Annotated in this window: 13 protein-coding genes and 2 pseudogenes; 7 read left to right on the forward strand and 8 right to left on the reverse strand. The window is 41.9% G+C overall.

Annotated elements, in window-relative coordinates; translation table 11 throughout:
* Positions 1-48 precede the first annotated feature (48 nt).
* The gene (locus tag ACKC4Y_RS03960; protein WP_409361102.1) at positions 49-1,809 is read right to left on the reverse strand and encodes a ShlB/FhaC/HecB family hemolysin secretion/activation protein; all 1,761 of its coding nucleotides are present in this window, start codon (positions 1,807-1,809) and stop codon (positions 49-51) included.
* Positions 1,810-2,236: 427 nt separating this feature from the next.
* Here ACKC4Y_RS03960 and ACKC4Y_RS03965 point away from each other — a divergent pair.
* From ACKC4Y_RS03965 to ACKC4Y_RS03985, 5 genes and pseudogenes are all read left to right on the forward strand, one after another.
* A pseudogene (locus ACKC4Y_RS03965) lies at positions 2,237-2,925 on the forward strand (type ISP restriction/modification enzyme); the annotation flags it as partial.
* 940 nt (positions 2,926-3,865) lie between these two features.
* Positions 3,866-4,687 (forward strand): hypothetical protein, encoded by an 822-nt coding sequence (locus tag ACKC4Y_RS03970; RefSeq protein ID WP_409361103.1) that lies wholly within the window; start codon positions 3,866-3,868, stop codon positions 4,685-4,687.
* Between the two features lie 83 nt (positions 4,688-4,770).
* The gene (locus tag ACKC4Y_RS03975) at positions 4,771-5,430 is read left to right on the forward strand and encodes a hypothetical protein (RefSeq protein WP_409362050.1); all 660 of its coding nucleotides are present in this window, start codon (positions 4,771-4,773) and stop codon (positions 5,428-5,430) included.
* Between the two features lie 577 nt (positions 5,431-6,007).
* Complete coding sequence (locus tag ACKC4Y_RS03980; protein ID WP_034452165.1) at positions 6,008-6,358, forward strand: type II toxin-antitoxin system RelE/ParE family toxin; 351 nt, start codon at positions 6,008-6,010, stop codon at positions 6,356-6,358.
* Between the two features lies 1 nt (position 6,359).
* Entirely contained in the window at positions 6,360-6,683 is a 324-nt protein-coding gene (locus ACKC4Y_RS03985) for a helix-turn-helix domain-containing protein (protein WP_015856199.1), read from the forward strand.
* A 168-nt stretch (positions 6,684-6,851) separates the two neighbouring features.
* On the opposite strand, the pseudogene ACKC4Y_RS03990 reads toward ACKC4Y_RS03985, so the two are convergent.
* From ACKC4Y_RS03990 to ACKC4Y_RS04000, 3 genes and pseudogenes are all read right to left on the reverse strand, one after another.
* Positions 6,852-7,769, reverse strand: a pseudogene (locus tag ACKC4Y_RS03990) (phage tail protein); the annotation flags it as partial.
* Positions 7,769-8,650, reverse strand: a complete 882-nt coding sequence (locus ACKC4Y_RS03995; protein ID WP_409362051.1) for a baseplate J/gp47 family protein — start codon at positions 8,648-8,650, stop codon at positions 7,769-7,771. The gene ACKC4Y_RS03995 and the pseudogene ACKC4Y_RS03990, both read right to left, overlap by 1 nt.
* Positions 8,637-9,002, reverse strand: a complete 366-nt coding sequence (locus ACKC4Y_RS04000; protein ID WP_409362144.1) for a GPW/gp25 family protein — start codon at positions 9,000-9,002, stop codon at positions 8,637-8,639. Before ACKC4Y_RS04000 ends, ACKC4Y_RS03995 begins: the two co-directional genes overlap by 14 nt.
* A gap of 163 nt (positions 9,003-9,165) precedes the next feature.
* On the opposite strand from ACKC4Y_RS04000, the gene ACKC4Y_RS04005 reads away from it, so the two are divergent.
* Both ACKC4Y_RS04005 and ACKC4Y_RS04010 read left to right on the forward strand, forming a co-directional pair.
* Complete coding sequence (locus ACKC4Y_RS04005) at positions 9,166-10,332, forward strand: tyrosine-type recombinase/integrase (RefSeq protein ID WP_375654704.1); 1,167 nt, start codon at positions 9,166-9,168, stop codon at positions 10,330-10,332.
* A 207-nt stretch (positions 10,333-10,539) separates the two neighbouring features.
* On the forward strand, positions 10,540-10,740 hold the full coding sequence (locus tag ACKC4Y_RS04010; RefSeq protein ID WP_015856172.1) for a helix-turn-helix transcriptional regulator: 201 nt from the start codon (positions 10,540-10,542) through the stop codon (positions 10,738-10,740).
* A 102-nt stretch (positions 10,741-10,842) separates the two neighbouring features.
* Here the strand turns inward: ACKC4Y_RS04010 and ACKC4Y_RS04015 are convergent, their stop codons facing one another.
* From ACKC4Y_RS04015 to ACKC4Y_RS04030, 4 genes are all read right to left on the reverse strand, one after another.
* Positions 10,843-11,202 carry a hypothetical protein gene (locus tag ACKC4Y_RS04015; protein WP_015856194.1) on the reverse strand — a complete coding sequence of 120 codons (360 nt, stop codon included), beginning with the start codon at positions 11,200-11,202 and terminating at the stop codon, positions 10,843-10,845.
* A 177-nt stretch (positions 11,203-11,379) separates the two neighbouring features.
* On the reverse strand, positions 11,380-11,793 hold the full coding sequence (locus ACKC4Y_RS04020) for a hypothetical protein (protein WP_409362052.1): 414 nt from the start codon (positions 11,791-11,793) through the stop codon (positions 11,380-11,382).
* 96 nt (positions 11,794-11,889) lie between these two features.
* A complete protein-coding gene (locus tag ACKC4Y_RS04025; RefSeq protein WP_409362053.1) occupies positions 11,890-12,294 on the reverse strand; it encodes a hypothetical protein in 405 nt (134 codons plus the stop codon).
* Positions 12,291-20,531: a hemagglutinin repeat-containing protein gene (locus ACKC4Y_RS04030; RefSeq protein ID WP_409362054.1), complete on the reverse strand. Its 8,241-nt coding sequence runs from the start codon at positions 20,529-20,531 to the stop codon at positions 12,291-12,293. Before ACKC4Y_RS04030 ends, ACKC4Y_RS04025 begins: the two co-directional genes overlap by 4 nt.
* Between the last annotated feature and the right edge of the window lie 8 nt (positions 20,532-20,539).

Raw genomic sequence — 20,539 nt, forward strand, 5'->3', positions numbered from 1 at the left:
CCCATATGGGTGTAAACAGCGCAGCGATATTTTTACCGCCCCTTTGCTCTAAAATCTCAATAATGCCCGCACTTGAAATAACCCTGTCGCATTTCCCTTTTCTCGCACTGTTGATTGGGTTAAAATATTCGAATAAGACACATCAACATCCGTAATGTCTCCGGTTGCATGGAAACCCAGAGTTGCCCCAACGAGACACCCGCCAAAACTGTTTTTGCTTACATCATTGGCCACGGCTCCCAGATCAAGCGCCATATAAGGGGCAAATTGGCTCATAAAATTACGCCCCATTCTCGAAGAAAAACCTGGCAACAACAGCGACAATTCATTGCGCCAAAACACCCCATTATTGCCATAATAAATCGCCTCACGCACTCCGCGCACAGAGGAACTGCCACCAAGCGATATTTGCTCTGAACTAAACAACGTGTCGGGTGATAATTGTCCTGAAAACAGTGTGTTATAGCGAAAATTATACTGGTGAAGCGAAAAAGGACGCACGTAGCCTAGAGAAAAAGACAATTTGGAAAATTGCCCTTTGGGTGAATTTTTTGTTGCATTCTCTTGCTCTTTATCGTCATAAGCGCCAAGAATTGCCAAACCCTTATGAAACCCTATATGCGCGCTTAACTCTCCTCCAAGCCACTTGCGCGAATGATCAAGCTCAAAGGTTGCAATAGCCAATTTACGGCTGGAAACATCAACTCGACTGCCCATAATAAAATTATCAGAATATTTCCATGTCAACCGTCCCGTAACCCACGTCTTTCCCTCTTGATCACGATCAATAACCCGTGAAATCCATGGTGTCAGCGATAAAGACTTCCCCGCAGTCATAATATCGGAAAATATCCCCTTAACACTTGAATGATATTGGCTCCACGTCCCATCAAAACCTGTTGTCCAAGTGCCATAGGGAAGAGAAAATGATCCCGTTAGAGTATCACTATTGGGACGCTTATGAGAAAAATGATACGGACTACCATCCATAGAACGCTGATAGCTAAACGACCATTGATCATTGATCCCTAACAGATCATCAAAAGAAAGGCTCAAGCGCGTTTGATAAATTCCTGTTGCTTTAGCGCCAAGATTATCGCTGGAAAGCGTAATAAGCCAAGGTTTCTGTTTTTCAATATGAACATCGAGTATTGAACCACCCGAATTGCTCCCCGCACCAAGATTAATGGTGGCTTGGCGTGAGAAAAGCCGATTGATTTGATCAAGCCCTTGCTCTATCTGGCGCAGATTGGTCGGCTTCCCAATAAGGTTTGGAAAAGCCGTGGTGATTTCTCCTTGAAGTCTCCTCTCAACTTTATGCCCATCAAGGGTAATATCTTCCATCACACCTTCAACAACAACAATCTTGAGATGACCGCCGCTTAAATCTTGCTCAGGCAAATAAGCCCGCACCGCAATATAGCCGCGCTTCATATAAAGCTTGGTCACCGCTTTGAGCACTTTGTTGATTTCGGCAATCCCCAAACACCGTCCTTCCCAAAGAGAAATGGCTTCATGAAGGTCGGTGTGAGAAATCAACTGAGCACCAACAAATTCAATGCTTTTGATCAGCAAACAGGTTGTACCAGACGAAGCACCATAGGGAGATGGGGTATCATCATCTGGCAAAAAGACCCCATGTGTTTCGTTTCTACGGTGTAATTGCTGAAAACGCTGTTCTTGCGTTTGTTGTCGTTGGATGCTCTCTGATTGATTAATCGCTTTCTCACGAATGTTTTCGGCAAAACTCGGCAACGAGAAAAGGCACAAAAAAGCCGCAAAAACAAAAGTAAAAAAAAATCTATGCATTCATTGTGCCCTCAAAGTGAGCAACAAAATGAACCATATCGTCAGCGTCACAGAAAAAATCGCCAACCGCGTAACAATTTTTTAATTTTTTGATGAGAATAATACTTCTAGAATCTAAGAGAAAAGCATAGACTGTACTGTATACACCTGCTTTATTGATTGTGCAAACCATATCATTTCCCCCGCTTTTGAAGATTTTACAATGGCACTGTTAAATGACAATCATACACTCTATATGCTTCTTAATTTTAAGGTGTTGCATGTAATATAATCTTGGGCTTCAAGTAAAGGCCGTTATTCATAGAATAGACCAAATTTATTGGAACTGTTACATATTAGAGACAACAAGAAACACTCCATTATTATCGCTTGATAAGAAAAATAGCATGACAATAGCTTATTACTAAAATAAGAAAAAAAGAAAATGCGTAATGCCATAACTGATGAAGGATTAGCGCATTTTAAAACTGCTTATCCTAATGAAAAAAACACTAAAGATGATCTGTTTTATTATGTTTACGGTCTTTTGCATTCAGAAGATTATCGCACTCGTTATGCTGATAACCTCTCTAAAGAATTGCCTCGTCTTCTTTATATAAAAACTGCTAAGGATTTTGGAAATTTGTAACAGCAGGGCATGAATTGGGTCATTTGTACGTAAACTATGAAACTGTAGAACCTTATCCTGAGACCTTTAAAAAGGGTAATCCAAAATTAACTGACATCTCTAATCCCGAAAAGTTTTATTATGTGACTGAAATGAAATTCGCAAAAGCAGTTAAAGAAAATGGAAAATCTGATAAAGATAAAACCACTGTTGATAAAGATAAAACCACTGTTATTTACAATAGCAATATCACAATAACAGATATCCCTCTTGAAGCTTATGAGTATATCGTAAATGGTAGACCCGCTCTTGAATGGGTTATGGGGCGTCAATGTGTAAAGACTGATAAAAAGAGTGGTATTGTGAATGATGCCAATCGTTATGCTGTTGAAACCATTGGCAACCCTGCCTATCCTCTAGAGTTGTTTCAAAGGGTTATTACAGTAAGTCTAGAAACAATGAAAATTGTTAAGAACTTACCAAAATTAGAACTAAGAGAAACTGAATAAGCTTATTAAAGCATGCTCACATGATAGGCATATTAACCTCACAAGAGAGGGGGTATAAGGTCTTATACCTATAGGTTCTATATCCCCTTTATAAACTGCGTACATACAATCTTTAAAAGGAGTGTTTATATGCGTTATTCTAAAAAGAAATCATTTGCACTTTTAAATACTCTTATTTGGATTGCTTTTAAAAAACTATATCGTAATCTAAAATGATAAATGTATACTTTTCGAAAGCTCTGTTTAAAGAGAGTTCGATAATCTCTATAATTATCAGTCTCTCTTTAGATGTTTTATAACAAATAAATCACATTATCATCTTTATCATTTCTCTTATGAAAATGAAAAATGATGCGGTAGCTATAAAGAAGATAACAGCTATAAAAGGCTGTTAAATTGCAAATGCGTTATAAAGGAAATTAACAGAAATCTTAAAAACCATTTAGTAAAAAAACTGATAGGTTATAAAGATAAAAACACGCATGATGAGAGCGTTTCTAAATATTATAAATGTATAGATTCAGAAAATACGCAATCGTTTAATGAAGCCTATAATATAGCTTTAAAAACACATAAATATAAAAGAAGCAATTGATAAGAACATGATAAATATTTACACATAATGAATTTAAAAAACATAAAAAATATCAAAAGAGACAAAATATTATTTGACAATAAATACGTATTTTATTATATAAATGATCAAGTGCTGAAAACACTTAAACATCAAGCGGGTAGATTACGAAACAATCTTTCCCATATCAAAAAACTGACTATCTTTTATGCTGTGATTAGCATATATGAGAATTTTGTCGGGTGTGGTCATGCTATACAAAACCCTATGGGGAAGGCATGCCGACGGACTTGATGCCGTGTTTTCAACACCCGGCGCCTTTATAGGTTGTCAATTGAAAACAATATTAACATCAAGGTTTTAATTATGAAAAATATCTCAAAAATCCCCCCCGTTATCTCTTCCATTGCAAATGAAACCGCCCCTGTTAATCAACAACAGCCTGCAAAAAAATACGAATTTACCAATGAAAAATTCACTTTTGATGGTCTTACTTTACACCGCATTCGTGCTCTAAGAGATTTTGATGATGTTAAGGCGGGAGACCTCGGCGGTTTTATTGAAAATGAAAGTAACTTATCCCATGATGGCAATTGCTGGGTCTATGATAATGCCGCGGTTCTTTTCAATGCAACTGTTTATGAAAATGCTAAAATCTATAATGATGCGAAAATCTTTAGAGGTGCCAAGGTGTATGGTAATGCTATCGTCAATGGCAAGGCATTGGTTTTTGATACAACCGCTCATATTTATGATAATGCAAAAATTCATGATAACGCTAAGGTCTGTGGGCATGTTTATGGTAATGCCGTAATTAGTGATAATGCTACTATTTCTAATGGTGCCAAGGTTTATGACAATGCCCGTGCCTATGTTTGTGGCTATATTTTTGGCAATGCCCGTGTGTATGGCAAGTCACGCATTTATGTCTGGGCGCGGGTTTATGATAATGCCCATGTTTTTTGTAATGCTTGGATTAAGGATTATTCAAGTATCTATGGTCATGCCAAGGTTTCTGGCTCAGCTCGTGTTGGTTGCTTTGTAAGAATTTATGATCATGCCAAGGTCTATGGCAAATCAAATATTGATCATCATGTGCAAATTTATGGCAATGCTGTTGTGAATAGCCGTGCAAAAATTCGTAATGATATCTGTGATGATAATCAGTCACTAAAAGACGCTGCTTAAATAACGCGTGGGCGCGGTGGGGGCGCCCTCCTTTAAACATCTCATTTAAAAATTTAAATCTCTTTATTAAAGGAATTGTGCTCATGCAAAAGAAATTTGCACTCACAAATGAAACGCGTGTATTTGGTAATCATACCCTTTATCGCATTAAAGCATTAAAAGACTTTGCTGATGTTAAGGCTGATGATTTAGGTGGCTTTATTGAAAAGGAAGATAACCTCTCTCATGAGGGAAATTGCTGGGTGTATGATGATGCTCTTGTGTTTAAAAATGGTCACGTTTATGAAAATGCAAAGGTTTTTGGCAATGCTATCGTTGCTGGCTATGTCTATGGTAATGCTCATGTGAATGGTAGTGCCCGCGTTCTTGCTGATGCTCATATTTATGACCATGCGCATGTTTCTTATGATGCTACGGTTTTTAGTTATGCACGCGTTTATGGTCATGCCAAGGTTTCTGGCTTGGCTTGTATTTATAGCCATGCAAAAATTTATAATTATGCTGTTATTAATGGTCGTGCAAAAATTTATGGCAAGGTCTATGGGAATGCTTGTGTGAGTGGCTCTTGTGAGATTTATGGCTCTGTTTATGGCAATGCTAAAATCTCATATTGTGCAACGATCTGGGGGCGTGCTTATGGCAATGCAAAAATCAACAAAAAAAGCAAAGTAAGGTTGGTTCCAAAAAATTGTGAGGTTTATGAAAGGGATAATGTTGTCAATATAACTGATAAAACAGAATAAAAACACGCATGGGGCGTGCATTCTTTATGGTTATAAACGCATATAAAATGCATTGCTATAAACATATAATAAAAGAGAGAGTAAAATAAAAAAAAGCCGTGCCAAATGATATGACGCGGCTTTCAAATAGCATTTCTTATTGATTAAAATGAATCATCCACAATGGAGTAATCAATGCATATATACAAAACGTATCATATTGCAAGTGCTCTATTAGAGATATAAAAACTTATCAAAAGAAACGTAAATGGTGCGTATGATCTTTAATCACTCATTGGAATTACAGAGCCTATAAAACGCTTGTCATGGCTATCAAACCTACCAAACAAATCAAAACGCTCGGTAGCTTTAACAATCCAATCAAAAGAACATGCATATTCAATAAATATCTGTAAAAAACGTTCTTTTTACATTTACGAGCATTGGTTTTTAAAAGCAGCTTTTCATAAAACAAATAAACAATTATGGTTTTTTGTTACCATTTTTATCAAGTCAATTTTATTAATAATAGTTATAAAAAAATCACAAAATTAAAATAACCACTTGAAAATATACCCATATGGGTATATTAATAATCATGAGTAAAATAAAACGTATCATATGGCTTGGTTCTTCACTCAAAGATATAAAAAGTCTTCCTGATCTTATTCAACAAAGGATTGGTTATGCTCTTTATCTTGCTCAGATAGGAGATAGAGGAGAAAATGTTAAGGTTCTCAAGGGGTTTGGATCTGCCAATGTTCTAGAAATTATTGAACGCGATATTCAAGGAACTTATCGCGCTGTTTATACGATACAATATAAAAAATCTCTTTATGTGTTGCATTGTTTTCAGAAAAAATCGACCCGTGGCATTGCAACACCAAAACCAGACGTTAATCTGATCAAAGAACGTCTCAAGTTAGCAGAACAATTAGAAGGGAATTAAAATGATCAATGTTTTTCACGGTAGTTCCAATGTTTATGCGGATCTTGGCTTTTCAGATTCCAGAGAGATGCTTATCAAAGCGCAACTTGCTCATAAGATTAGTCAAATTCTGAAAGAAAAGAACTTAACACAAAAACAGGCTAGTCAACTTTTGAAAATGACTCAACCCAAATTGTCTAAACTCTTAAGTGGAGAATTTCGAGGAATTAGTGAAATGAAAATGCTTGAGTGTTTGGCAAAATTGGGAAACGATATCAAGATTATTGTTAATCCGAAAGAAGTTAAAACGCTTGAAGGACATTTTGAAGTTGTTTTTTCTTCTTAAACTTCTTTATGATTAGCTTTTTGGGGTCTATTCATACATGGCAATCTTATATAAAAAATGGTCAAATGAATCATGCATAAAAGTGTGGATTCTTAAGTGGATTCTTATAAAAGAATTTCACTCAAACCATTGACTTTATTGTGTTTTTATATATAATGCGTTATTATCATCGTGAAAGTCTGTACGAGCAGCAAGAAACAACAGAGTGCCTGTTGGGGAGGGATTAAATCTGTTTCCGCAATGGTTGTAAACACCCTCTAAAACCTGTTCGACAGGCGCTACAGCATAGCATCTGCGATACCCAATCACACCATCTTGGCTGTCTCTTAACACGAGATAAAGCGTGCGACCATGAAACCACTCTGCCATCAGCATATCGCGTTCATGTTTTTTGACCGAACACCACGGAAAGTTTGCCATGTCCCATGGATAATCGATTTGTTCCCAGCTTAACTCTTCATCCGCATCATCTATCCAATTGCCAATAAGCCTGCCTTCTTCTCTTAAGAGAACGTGCTCTATCTCTGTTGTGCGCCCAAAGGAAAACAAAGTGCCCCCAGCTGTTAAGCGAACACCGCTCTCATACTCCAACATGCTGTCATCAAGCCGTGACATATTGCCTTCCATGGCTTGAACATCATAGCCATAGGTCCCTCGACGAAAATCAGAGCGCAAACTTTTGGAGAGGTCGGTAATCGCTTCAATGGCTTCAAGCTGTGTTCGTTCAGGCAACTGATCAAAGTAGAGTTGAAAGGAGTTCCACCATACCCGCCCCGTCCAGGCGGGTTGAAAGCGTGCTGTAATCTGGAGCCATTCAAGCCCCATCTCTATTGCCGCAAGAGAGCCGCGAACATTTTGCCATGCAAGACCCTGATCAATTAAATCATAAAGGTTAGAGAAATAAGGGGTTAATTCTTGTAAGCCATATTCGTCTATTAAAAAGGGCAACCAAGAAGGCGGACGCGTGATAAATTTCGCGCGTGGTATTTCTTCGAGTGCAGTTTTAACGTGAGGATCAAAAGCCATCGCTTCGGCAAAACAGCGTTCAAACAAGCTCGAATTTGGTGGCAAAAGTGAGGAAAGCATCAATAAGCACGCCCCCGTTCAGACAAGACAATATCCCCTAGTGCGACCGCTTCATCAGGTGCGACCAAAATATCCTCACAAGGTTGCGTTATGTTCACATGGTGAACGCCCTCAACCATCAAGCGGCTTAGTATCCAACTTAAAGACAGATCACGCCCAAGCCTTTGCGCATGCGCCCATTCTGCTCTTAAATTCTGCTCTGCTCTTTCCAAAACAAAGGAGCCTTCATCCGGTAACAACCAAAGATCAGCAGAAACATTGATCATCCGCTGTACCGCGCTTTTCACAAGGATGTGGTCATTGGTCATTTTAACATGAGGGGCATCAAGGGCTGCTTGCACCTTGGCAATTAAAGCTTCATCAGCCACCCCTGAAGGGGCGTCACTAAAAAGCGCAACATGAATAAGCGGGCTTTTACCCTCACGATAAACAAAAGCATCTTTGACATGGATATCACTTGAGAGAGCAAAATATTGAATGCGTGGCGCTGTGCCGCCTGTGGAATGTCCTTGTCTATTTAAGCGAATACGGCGGCGCAAACGCTCATCATCTTCATCCAAAAGGCGCGTGACCCCATGAAAATCCCCCAAATGATCTAAACTTGTTCCACGGGCAAATGTGAGTAAATTATCCCGCGCCACTTCATTAATTCGCTGGCGCAATAGCAACTCTTCATAAGCCGCCGCTTGCAATTGAATGACCACCGGATCATAAGCCGTCTTTTCCACATTATAAGGGATGTGATGCGCTGCAAAAAGCTCAGTCAAACGCGTGATCTTTTGCTCTAAAATTGCTTCAACAGAAAGCTCTTCAATAATTTGTGGCAGAGGGAGTTGTGGAGGGGGAATTTGTGGAATGGATAAAGGTTCAAACTCTGTCATCACCAACCTCTAAATTGATGCTCATTGGCTCTTTGTGTGACCAATCCCCCAAATGCCCATTGGGATAAAAAACACCCGTTAAAACAAAATGGAATGTGCCTTCACGCGTTGCTTTTGTCAGATCAATCCTCTGCAACGAAAACCCAGGCTCTCCACACTCTGGATCATCGAGTGCTTCAACAATTGCTTGATAAAGCTGCATCATCGTCGCAGGATCAGCATTGGCATCTTGGAATGCTCCAACATCACATCCATAATGACGACGCAAAACCCGTGTCCCAATCCTTGTCGTCAGACATTTACGAAGTGACTGTTGACAATGGTCCCAACCATATAAGAACAAGGCATTGATTTATAATGATAATCTAGCGTTATTCATATTGAATTAGAAACCCGAATACCGTAAGATTCTCTCATTTCAAACCTGCCTATCTTGAATCAATCAAAACCACTCATTTGCACATAACAAGTGGGATGAGTGTGGGGATCAAATTTGTATAAGAAAGGAGTAAAAAATGGCTCTTATGAACCGTCTTAATGCAAGATCTGTCGCAACATTGGGGGCTGGCAAATATAATGATGGTGCCGGCTTGTTACTTCATAAGCGTAAAGATGGAGGTGCTCAATGGATTTATCGCTATACCATTCATGGTCGGCGCCGTGAAATGGGATTGGGTGCATTAAGAGATGTCTCTTTAAAACAAGCCCGTGAATTGGCAACTGGGTGGCGTTCTGTTTTACGTGAAGGTCGTGACCCTATTAAAGAACGCAATAAACAAAAGCGTGAAGCAATAAGCAATCTCCATTACTTAAAAGACATTGCTTTAGATACTTTTGAAAGCCGTAAAGCAGAATTAAAAGGGGATGGCAAAGATGGAATTTGGTTTACACCTTTACGCCTTCATATTCTCCCCAAATTAGGCTGCCTCCCCGTTTCAGAGATTACACAAACAGAAATACGTAATGTTCTTGCTCCTATTTGGCATACAAAAGCTTCAACAGCAGAGAAAGCACTGAATCGTCTTAATCTTTGTCTCAAACATGCGGCTGCTTTGGGTCTGGATGTTGATTTACAAGCAACAACAAAAGCACGCGCTCTTTTAGGTAAACAACGCCATAAGATCACGAATAGACCAGCGATGGATTGGAAAGATATACCAGCTTTTTATCAGTCACTCTGTAAAACACAAAACATAACACGACTGGCTTTGCGTTTACTTATCCTTACAGGGGTTCGTACACGCCCTTTACGTTATATCCATAAAGATCAGATTGACGGGGATATATGGACAATTCCTGCTGAGAATATGAAAGGAAAGCGTGATACAACAAAAGAATTTCGCGTCCCCTTATCATCAGAGGCATTAGAAATTTTGAAACAAGCGCGCTCGCTTTCTCGCAATGATTTCTTCTTTTCTGCAACCGGTCGGGGAGCTCTTGCGCAGAAGTGTATGGCTCAATATATGAGAGATAATAAACTTGATGCCTGCCCCCATGGTTTTCGTTCTAGTTTACGCGATTGGCTTGCTGAAACAACCGATGCTCCCTATGAGGTTGCTGAAACTATTCTAAGTCATACAGTCGGAGGACAAGTAGAGCGTGCCTATCGTCGTACTGACTATCTAGAACAGCGCCGCGTTTATATGGATAAATGGGCGGCTTATGTCACGGGTCAATCTTAAGATATGGGGTGAATAACCCCATGATCTGTGGATAACTTTCGCTCTCTTCTCTCTCATTCGCTCTCAATTAGACTCATAATTTATCACATTAGAATTTATATGATAAAATATTGTTTTATATAAATAAAATACCTTTCAAAGGATTCAAAAATGTGGTTAATAAATAGGTATGATTTGTTACCATTTTTATAGTGAAAGGATTTTAGAATGACAGAAAACGATATTCTTTTAACAGACCGTGAAAGTGCAAAATTGCTTCATATGAGTGTCTCAACATTCCGCCGTCATGTAACCAATGGCTCTCTCCCAAAACCTTTAAAATTTGGTTTTTTATCGCGTTGGTTACAATCAGATCTTTTGAATGTCATCGAGCAAGCAAAACAGCAACGTTATAACGACGCGGCATAAAAAGAAAACCTTGTCACGTAAGAACGGACAAGGCTTTCTCAAGCTCATCAACCTGGAGCTTTATTTGGTGTAAATTCAAGGCTTTCTCTGCTGAAGCAAGACTTAAGGCTGGCATTCAAGTTGTTCTGAATGTTTTTTACAATAAGGGCTATTTAAGCGTCTCTCAACACTTCGCTGAGGCATGACAGCACCAGGACGACATATGGGAAGATTGTCCGATTTATGGTTCTCACACCATTCTTGTATTGTAAAGCTAGGACGAAAACCTGATTGCGCCATACACATTTCAATACTGGCAAATTGATTCAAATCTAGCGCCACAACCTTATTAAGGTCCGGTACTCCACATTCTAAAAGTATTTTATTTCTCCATAATGCTGGAGAAAGTGAGGGAATTGAGTTAACACATCCAGTGATACTTAACAGAGCTATACAACTCAACAGTTTTAAGATTTTCTTCATTATTCCCCTCTTTCAATGGATTTATTTACAATAAAACAGCTCATAAGCTTGTTGATATTTTCTGTCACCGCTGTTTAAACAACGGTGAACAATATTGAAATGGTTGCTTGAGGAAACAATCCCGCACAGGCATGTAAAAACGTGAGTGTGGGGATTGTTGGTCATCACAAACAAAACTTAAGGTTTGCATTCAGGTTGTACTGGACTTCTTTTACAAAACGGGCTGTTTAAGCGCTTTTCGACACTTCTCTTCGGGATGACAGCACCAGGCTGACAAATGGGCAAGTTTTCGGCTTTATAGTTTTGACACCAAGTTCCTCCCCATTTATCTTTATAGTGGAATCCTGCTTGAACCATACAGGCATCAATTGTTGCCCATCCATTATTGTTTACCTCTTTATTTTCTGAACCAGGATCGATAAGACTCGGCATTCCACATTCTAATAAGGCTTTTCCTACCTCAGTAGAATCTGCTCCTGGCTTCTCCCACATATTCACGTACCCTGGAGCAGGTTTGTCAATGTTTTCAATGTCACATCCAGTAACCGTTAACAGAATGAGCAGGCTTAATAAATTAAACAACATTTTCATTTCTCCCTCTGACGTTAAATAGTGATATAGAGGGAACACTCCCGCCATTCCAAGTGAAGGTAAGGAGGGGGATTGTTTGATCATCACAAACAAAACTTAAGGCTCGCATTCAGGTGCGTTTTTATACCTTTTACAAAACGGGCTGGTTAAGCGCTTCTTGACACTTCGCTGTGGAACGACAGCACCTGGACGACAAATCGGAAGGTTTTCGGCTCTAAAAGTATAACACCACCCCCCCTCATGTTCATCTTTATAGCGGAATCCTGATTGAAACATGCAAGCATGAATTGATGCTCGTGCATTAATACTCAGCTTTCTGTTTTCTGAAAAAATATCATCGGGTGTTGGCATTCCACATTCTAACAGTGCTTTTCCTACCTCCGTAAAATCTGTTCCAGGCTTCTTCCACATACTCACATACCCTGGAAGAGGTTTATCGATGTTACATCCAGCTACACTAACCAAAACTATTCCGCTTAATAATTTCAAGATTTGTTTCATTTTGTCCTCCCTGAATATTTCGAATAAATTGGTGTACGGTGAGGCAATCCATAATTATATTGGCATATTGAACTCGCATTACCATAACAAGCATGGACACTGGGGTAGCCCTTAAATATTTTTCCTGCTTCTTTCCAGGGGCCACTTCCAGGAGGTATTTGCTCAAAAGTGTAAGGATTTCTGCCAATCTCTCCCCCAACAAAGTCATATTTATGATTTTCCAAGTTTACATAATCCTGCTTTCCATCACTTAAGATATATAACGTATCTGCCATGTTTTGAGTATTAAAAGCTGGTCCAAAGAAATTAATCGTTGTTTCCTTTGCTATACCGTGAACACCATGCTTTTCTAAATCATATGATCCATTGCCCGCTGTCATACTGCCGCGGCTATGGGCATCAACATGCAATCCTTTATTGCCAAAGCTATATAACAGATTCTGGTACTTCTTTGCCGAATTGGTCAAACCACCCAAATTACCTTCTAAAAAATACTGATACCCTGCAATAAATCCCTCTACCAAGAGCGAATCGCTATGGGGAAACATCAGAAAATAGTGCGGATCTTTCTCATTATCAGCCAACTGAACCGCATTACGAGCTGCTTCATCGGGTGTTGTAAAAATACCATTGAGGAAAACATGAACCTTGCCATCAGAACCTTTTTGTAAATTCTGCTGTTCTTCAGGTGTTAAATAATGATATTTAGGAATGTATCTTCCATTGCTGTCTCTTATAGGATTTCCATTTTCATCGGTTGCATAGATCACATTGCCATTTTCATCGTGCTCAACGGTAGCCAGATAATGCTCTTTGATAAACATGTTTACAAAGCCCTGACCAGCGATTTCAAATCCTTCATCCGATAAATCATTGATCATATCTACGCGATTATGCACTGCTCCCTCAAGCGGTGCGACATCTAGCTGTCCTACAGCCTGGTGGGCTGTAGCGGTGTTGCGGTTAAGTGCATCAATGATTTGTCCAGCATCTTGCCCCATCGCCCTCTGTCCAGTTGTATCAGTAAGGATGATGGTGCCATCACTGATAGCAGATTTGGTTTCCCCTTCTGCTGCATCCTTGGCTTTGCCGTGATTTAAAGCATTTTTAGCAATATTTTTTATGATGCCATATTTCCCCTGTTGCAAAGCATCGCCACCAGAAAGGCTAAACCCATGGCTGCTGGCTTTAGCATGCGCACTGTTGCTGATATCACTGGTGCTAATGCTTCCTGTGGTCAGGCTGTTTTTGTCCGCCGAGGCTGTGCTGGAAATAAGTCCTCCGGTCAGCGTTGTTTTGTCTTTAACGTTGATCTTAAAGCCGCCATCACCCGCTTTGATGCCTGATTGCTCCACAACACTATGATAATCGCTGGAGGATTTATCCTTTTGGAAAGAGGCGCTCATGGAGCCCCCACCACCCGTTTGTCCAGCACCAAACCCAACAGAAACAGAGTTTTGCTTGCTGGAAGTTTGTCCCGTATCACTGCGGCTGGTAATGGCGAAATCACCCCCTACTTCCATTTCTACACGCTCTCCAGAAACCACGGCGCCTGCCAATGTGGTGTTTGCCTGACTTATGGTGTGAACTGTGCCGGTGCCTATAATATGGCTGTTTTTGTGTTGAACTTCATCACTGGAGCCTTCCCCTTGACTAAAAGCAGCACTGCCCGTTGCCCCTGCGCCACCCGTGCCATAACCGGTGCCAACACTCATTGAAGCACTTTCACTGCTATTTTGTGTGCTTTGCGTGTTTTGTGCACTTTCAAAGATGATATCTTTACCTGCTTCCATGGTGATATTTCCGCTCTGTGCATCATTGTCCAGCACATAGATTGGATTGGTACCAGCAATAATATCAGCGCCAACACCATGAATGCTGCCTTTGTGGGCTTGCATGTTGACAGCGCGTCCACCTGCTATGCTATCTGTCACCGCTGTGGAGACTTGAGAAGAGGCTTCTGTTTTCTCAGTTTTAAAGCCCACGGTTACACTGCCAGATGCGCCAGCCAGATTGGCAAGAGCATCCTTGGTGGAGCCCCCCAATCCTCCTAATGAGCTACTCAATCCTTTGGTTGTGTTCCCCTTTTCCCCTGTGTTGCCAGTCAGCCAATTAATAAAGTTCTCTCCTTTATTAAAGAGGTGATTGATTTTCATGCCGGTCAGTATGCCATTAATAACTGTGTTATTGCCATCCTTATTGTTCATACGGTCCGCTGAATCTTTTAAGCCTTGTACCGTGCCAAGGACACCGATATCAGCAGAGGCTGTCACACCAGCAAAAGACTTTTCATGCTTTTCTTTTGCGTTAGAGGTATCATAGCTTTCCGATAGGGTGATATTATTGCCAGCGTCAATGTTGACATCACGATCCGCTGAAACAATGGCTGCTTGCATATTTACATCATTGTCAGCAGTAATCTGCACATCTTGGCGTGCCGTGATGTGTGATTGTGTGGAAGTGGTTTCCCATTGATCGCCCGTATCTTTGGCGCTTGCAATTCCAACACCTACAGAAGCACCGCTGTTGCTCTTTTCAAACTGAATGCCAAAGCCTGTACGTTCTTCCTTTGAGCTTGAGGAATGGCTATTATGACCAACAAGCACATTGACATCACGAGCTGCCGAAAGGTTAATATTCTCACCTGCAAGATCAGAACCAACAATTGTCACATTTTTTTTCTTGGCAGTGATGTTGATCGTGCCATCAGCATTGAGAGAAGAACCTTGATGCTCAAAACTCTCTTCATTTTCTGTCTTTCCCTCACTCCCGTATATCGACACAAAGCCCTTGCCTGATCCCACACCAAAACCTGTTTTATGCTCCTCTGAATGGCTGCTATGATGATCTGTCATGCCATCAATCGTCACACTTTCTCCGCTCACATTGATATCTTGACCGGAAAGCAGATGAGAAGCAGAAATCTTGGCTTCTCCTTGTGCGTCTAACACGATGTTGCCCGTCGCCCCAAGGATAGAGGAGACCGTTGTGGTATGCGATTGAGATGTATCGGACGATTCCTCATGCAAAAAGCCACTTGATGACGATTGTGCTTGCTGATCCAAGTGTTCTTGGGCGCCTTTTATGACAATCTTTCCCCCAGAGTGAATGGTAATATCCGCTTGTTTCTGTTCTCCTGGTGCTTCCTCTCCTGACGTTTCCTCTGCCTTACCGGCTATGAGCGTCGAGGCTAAAACTTCCGTGTTGTTTCCAGATTCAATGGCAACGCCTTTGCCCCCAGATATAAGTGAACCGGAAACTTGGGTAGCATCCACCTTGTTATGCACGGATTTGCTGCTACTAAATGCTCCACCCTCTTTGTGGTACGACATCTCATAGTGTAAGCTATCCTCTGCATTATTGATGAGAATATCATTGCTGGATTTCAACCCTACCTTGCCCTCAGCCGCAATGGAACTACCTGTGATAGTGAGATCATGCGGCTTGCCATCCTGCCCTGCAATGACCGTGGTATCACCTCCCGATTTTATCGAAGAGCCAACCGCATGAGAGGCTTGCATATCCACTTTCGTGTTTTTGGTGCGAAGATGATATTCCACTTCATCGTTTCTTACCCCTATCGCTATCTCCCCTTGGGCGCCAAGTCCAACATTGCCCTTCGCATCGATATCGGAAGCAGAAATATGGATATCTTGACCTGAGAGGACAGTAGTATCTTTTCCAGAACTTAAATGAGAGCCATTGTGCAAGGCGACATGGGAGGTTTGATCCCCGCGATGGCTATTGGCACTGTTGCGTGTGGCATCAATCGAAACATTACCCTCAGCTTTTAAGAGAAGATTATCCTTTGTTTGAACATCAGAGCCTAGAACATTGAGATCCTTTCCAGAGGCAAGTGTCGTTGAGCCCCCAGAATTGACTTGCGATTTATGATGCATAGTGGCATCACCCTGTTCGCTGTGGTAATGCGTTTGTGCTGAACCTATTGTTAAATTGCCCTGCTCTGTGGCCATGGCAAGATCACCCTTCGTGGTGATCCCCACCCCTGAAGCTGTGATATCTTGTTTGGCAATCACGCTCGCATTGCCCCCAGCAGAAAGTGCCTCGGTGTTTAAAACGGTCTCCACGCCGTCAACCGTTGTGCGCCCTGCATCTAAACGAATATTCTTCTCCGCAAGTAAAACAGCATCACCACCCGCCGCAAAATGCCCCCCTTGACTGAGGATATCCCCGCCATGCACATGCAATTGGTGGTTTGCCGCAATCCGTCCTGAATTGGTTATCGTGGAATTGCTCGTATTTTGGCTGGTGATATTGACATCATCGCCCATGATCAAAGCCCCAGCAGAAACAAAGGAGGCTCTGTCTTTTTCAGGGATATAAAGCACCGGCGCATAAACATCCATGCCCTTGACCTGTTGGCGCACATAAATCACCATCGGCGCTTCTAGGGACGCCAATTGTTCTTCACTCAAAGCCTCACCAAAGGAGAGATTGTGGGCTTTTGCATAGTCTGCCCCGACATCCAGCAAAGTTTTGACTTGTTCAATGGCATCACTTCCAGGAATAAAGGAACCTTTGCCCAAACCTTGACCAACAAGATCACGCATTTGTTTTTCAATCAGCTGCTTTTCAAAATATGCATCGCCTAAGAAAAAAATCTCTCTGTCAGGATTGTAGCCAATTCTGTTCAAATAATAAGCTGAGCCATAAAACTTGCCAACATCAAGGAATTCTGCCCGCGTTTCATAAATGAAATTCTGGTTGGGCAGCGTGCCCCCAACACCCCCCGATTGGGGCTTTGGTAAAGGGAGCCCCTCAGAAAGTTCCCCTGCACTATTGATATCAATTTTCGGTGTAAACAAAGCACCAGCCCCGGTTAAACCACTTAAGGACTCCAGTGGATTGCCTCCAGCCGCTTTGGCTTCAAAATGCGCATCCCCTGTAATCGAACCTTCCGCTGCCGTGTTATTGAGTTGATCGACCACCAGATTTAAAGTGCCACCCGCTTGGACAAGACCTGGAACGGTATCAAGAGCTTCTGAGCCAGTATGGCGAAACGTACCATTGGCTATATCTAAAGAAACATCGCGGCTTCCATCAGCTTTATAGCCATAACAATTGTCTGTATCTGCTTTACAATGCATAAAGATTTTTTTATAAGCCGTTGCCCCTGAATTGGTCAGCGTCTTGGCGTGGATATCAGCATTTCCCCCTGCTTCTATAGAGCTATAATGGTTGTCAATGGTATCAGCGTTAATGATGAGATTGCCACTAGATTGTATCATCCCCGAAACAGTTGGTTTATGCGAAAACCCTTGCGTGACAGTTTCTTCTGTCATATGTGACCAGTTTTCGTTTATTGACCCGAACCATCCTCCCTTCCGCAGAGAACCATTCCATACAAACTCTTCTATGTCTCCTTTTCGAGCATTATGTTTCCAAGTAAATGCCTTATAGACTGTGCCATCTTTTAAAGTTGCAGTGCCATAGGTTCCTTCTTTGTTATCCCAAAGTTGTTGCTCAAATATAAAGTGTTTTGGACCTACTATCCCATGCTTTCTTTTAGAAAGTTTTCCTTTTCCCCAACGATCCCAGTCCATATCATGATATAAAGGCCTACCATCGAGAAAATTATATTTGTCTGGTTTTTCGAATGAAATATCGCTATATTCCGTTTTTTCTGTGATGACAGGCGTGCTATCGGCTTCGTTTTTTAGGGTGTTGGTTTGGATATTTAAGTTTCCACCAGCTTGAATAAAGCCCGCTTTGTTAACAAGGGAAAGGCTTTTTCCGCTGCCATCTGCATTGGTGAAAGATAAATCACCCTCTGCCATTATGGCACCAAAATCATTGAGCAAAGCGCCATCGACTTGTAAAGCACCACTTCCCCCAGCATAGATTAAGCCCGTTTTGCTGTTGGTTACATTGCCCGTCACGCTAAAGACTAAATCCTGCCCTGCTGCCAATTGACCGCTATTTCCAAACTCCCCCGTTTTGATCACGAAATCTCGCGCCGCTAAAACAGAAGTTGCCTTATCCACCATAACGCTTGGAGCAATAAAGAGAATATCTCCAGTCCCCCCCTCATCTGTCACGGCTTGTAGCCGCGCATGGTGAATATCAAGGGCATTGGTGCTGTTAAAATCTAAACCACCATAAGTCAATTCGCTGCCCGAGACATCAATATGATCTGCAATTAAATACAGCGTTTGCGGCGTGTAAATATGAGAACGATTATTGCTTAAATCGAGAGTGTTTGCTGTCAATCTCACATCCCCCTCGGTAGACAGCACATTCTCAACACTGATCTCTCCAGATACCGATGTCAATGCTGCGTTGCCATAGCCAATGACCTGATCATAATAAATGTCGTTGCCAGCAAAAATTTCAATATTGCCACCACTGGCAATCTGACCAACCTTCACCCCTTCTTTTGCTGTAATAGAAAGAAAGCCCTTTTTATCTAAAACAAGATCCCCTGAACCGCCGGTAGAAACGACACCTGTCATCAGTGTGCCAGCATCAAGGCTGCCAACCTTTAAAACAGCTTCTTCACCCGTCATCAGCGAAGAAAAGTCAACCGTCCCGCCCTCAATATTTGCCTTGCCATGAGCTAAAAGTTGCCCAAAATGAACCGGAGCATTTGTTTCTGGTTGTGCTTGAATGGCAACATTTTGATGCGACAGGATTATTTGAGAAACAGAAAGTCCGTTATGAGAAACCAGGGTGATATCTCCTGCTCCATAAACACTTTCAGCAACAATCTCACCTTGACTGCTCTGGAGATCAACATCCCCTTGGGTGCCAAGAACAACAACACCAGTAGCACCCGTTGCCGTCATATCAACCCCACCGGCTAAAAGCTGCGCCTTTATATCACCACCGGCATGTGCCTTGAGGTTCCCTTGCGCTAGAACATCCCCCTCAAGCCTCAAGTCTCCACCCGCCTCAAGAACCATATCAACCCTACCAGCTAAAAGATGCGTTTGGATATCACCACCGGCATGTACCTTGAGGTTCCCTTGCGCTAAAACGTTCCCCTCAATCTTCAGCTCTCCGCCTGCCTCAAGAGCCATATCAGCGCCTGACCCTAGCCCTGAAACTTGAAGAGTTTGGCGCGAAGACAGCTCCATGTTGCCCCCAGACGTTGCATTTCCGGCAATCGATAAAAGCCCATCCTGCGCCTCTATTTTCAAATGACCCTCAGCGCCAACGGTTTCTAACGTGACACCTTTTTTTGCTGCAATCTCAATATGCTTTTTCGAGGTGATGTGTTTTGCTAATACGCTCTGGCTTTTCGATTTGAGGACAACACCCCCATGACCAAAAACATTCTTCAGGGAGATTTTCCCGTCAGCAGAAAGATGCAACTGCCCCGCATTGGCTGCCATATCATGACGCATGCGAACCCCAACACCTTTTTCCGTCGCCACAAGTTTAATCTGATCCGCCTGTAGAGCCCCCAAAGCAGAACCATCTATCGCATATTCCGGTTTACCAGTAATATCGGTCAGTTCTTTCATTTCCCGTGAAGCGTAATCAAAGTGACCCGTCCCTGCTGTTACACCAATTTCTCTGCCGGCAACAGGTCCTTCAAAATGCACCGTGCGTGAGACAATATCGACAATATCAACAGCCCCCTTGCCAGAGAAAAAATTGGCTCCTCTTGCTCCAAAGGTGATGTCCCCACCTCGCACCTCAAAGCCTTTCAAAAAACCGCTCGCATCAATTTCGGGTACACCTGTGGTTAAAGTCGCATGGGGCGTATTGATAAAACCGCAACCATCACAGCTTATCCCATTGGGATTGGCTATAATCACATCGGCTTGATGCCCAAAAACCTCTCCTGGACCATTCAAGGCACTGCGCTTGCTGCTGGTGACTTCATTTAAAATCACTTTCGCCGAACCCGTAACACGCAAATGCGGATTGCCCGGCATAATGCCCCCCAACTGCGATTGCCCCACTTCTTGCGCATGATTGTTCCAAATCACACCTGGATTGCCAATATTAAAATCATCATATTTATTGTGTGATAAGCCCTTGCCATTGGGGGTAACAATATCAATCGAGGGAACCCCATTGGGCGCTGCTACTATATCTGGGCGATGAGCGGCATTAGCGTTAGGATCCACAGTAATTTGCGCCTGTAACGCTGAAGGTGCGAATAAACAAGAAAAACCAAGTCCCCCAAATAAAACCTTTTTGAGCATCGTACTGGAGACCAAAACACCTAATAAAGCTGCTCTTTCTGCTTTCTTCTCATATCTCATACGTTAAC

It is taken from the genome of Bartonella heixiaziensis, assembly GCF_046245125.2.
Lineage (GTDB): Bacteria > Pseudomonadota > Alphaproteobacteria > Rhizobiales > Rhizobiaceae > Bartonella > Bartonella heixiaziensis.

What these genes read in the sequence shown, in the direction of transcription:
- ACKC4Y_RS04010 (WP_015856172.1), top strand. Translation starts at nt 10,540, where the DNA reads ATGACAGAAAACGATATTCTTTTAACAGACCGTGAAAGTGCAAAATTG.
- ACKC4Y_RS04025 (WP_409362053.1), bottom strand. Translation starts at nt 12,294, where the DNA reads ATGAAACAAATCTTGAAATTATTAAGCGGAATAGTTTTGGTTAGTGTA.
- ACKC4Y_RS04015 (WP_015856194.1), bottom strand. Translation starts at nt 11,202, where the DNA reads ATGAAGAAAATCTTAAAACTGTTGAGTTGTATAGCTCTGTTAAGTATC.
- ACKC4Y_RS04005 (WP_375654704.1), top strand. Translation starts at nt 9,166, where the DNA reads ATGGCTCTTATGAACCGTCTTAATGCAAGATCTGTCGCAACATTGGGG.
- ACKC4Y_RS03975 (WP_409362050.1), top strand. Translation starts at nt 4,771, where the DNA reads ATGCAAAAGAAATTTGCACTCACAAATGAAACGCGTGTATTTGGTAAT.
- ACKC4Y_RS03985 (WP_015856199.1), top strand. Translation starts at nt 6,360, where the DNA reads ATGATCAATGTTTTTCACGGTAGTTCCAATGTTTATGCGGATCTTGGC.
- ACKC4Y_RS03970 (WP_409361103.1), top strand. Translation starts at nt 3,866, where the DNA reads ATGAAAAATATCTCAAAAATCCCCCCCGTTATCTCTTCCATTGCAAAT.
- ACKC4Y_RS03980 (WP_034452165.1), top strand. Translation starts at nt 6,008, where the DNA reads ATGAGTAAAATAAAACGTATCATATGGCTTGGTTCTTCACTCAAAGAT.
- ACKC4Y_RS04020 (WP_409362052.1), bottom strand. Translation starts at nt 11,793, where the DNA reads ATGAAAATGTTGTTTAATTTATTAAGCCTGCTCATTCTGTTAACGGTT.
- ACKC4Y_RS03960 (WP_409361102.1), bottom strand. Translation starts at nt 1,809, where the DNA reads ATGCATAGATTTTTTTTTACTTTTGTTTTTGCGGCTTTTTTGTGCCTT.
- ACKC4Y_RS04030 (WP_409362054.1), bottom strand. Translation starts at nt 20,531, where the DNA reads ATGAGATATGAGAAGAAAGCAGAAAGAGCAGCTTTATTAGGTGTTTTG.
- ACKC4Y_RS03995 (WP_409362051.1), bottom strand. Translation starts at nt 8,650, where the DNA reads ATGACAGAGTTTGAACCTTTATCCATTCCACAAATTCCCCCTCCACAA.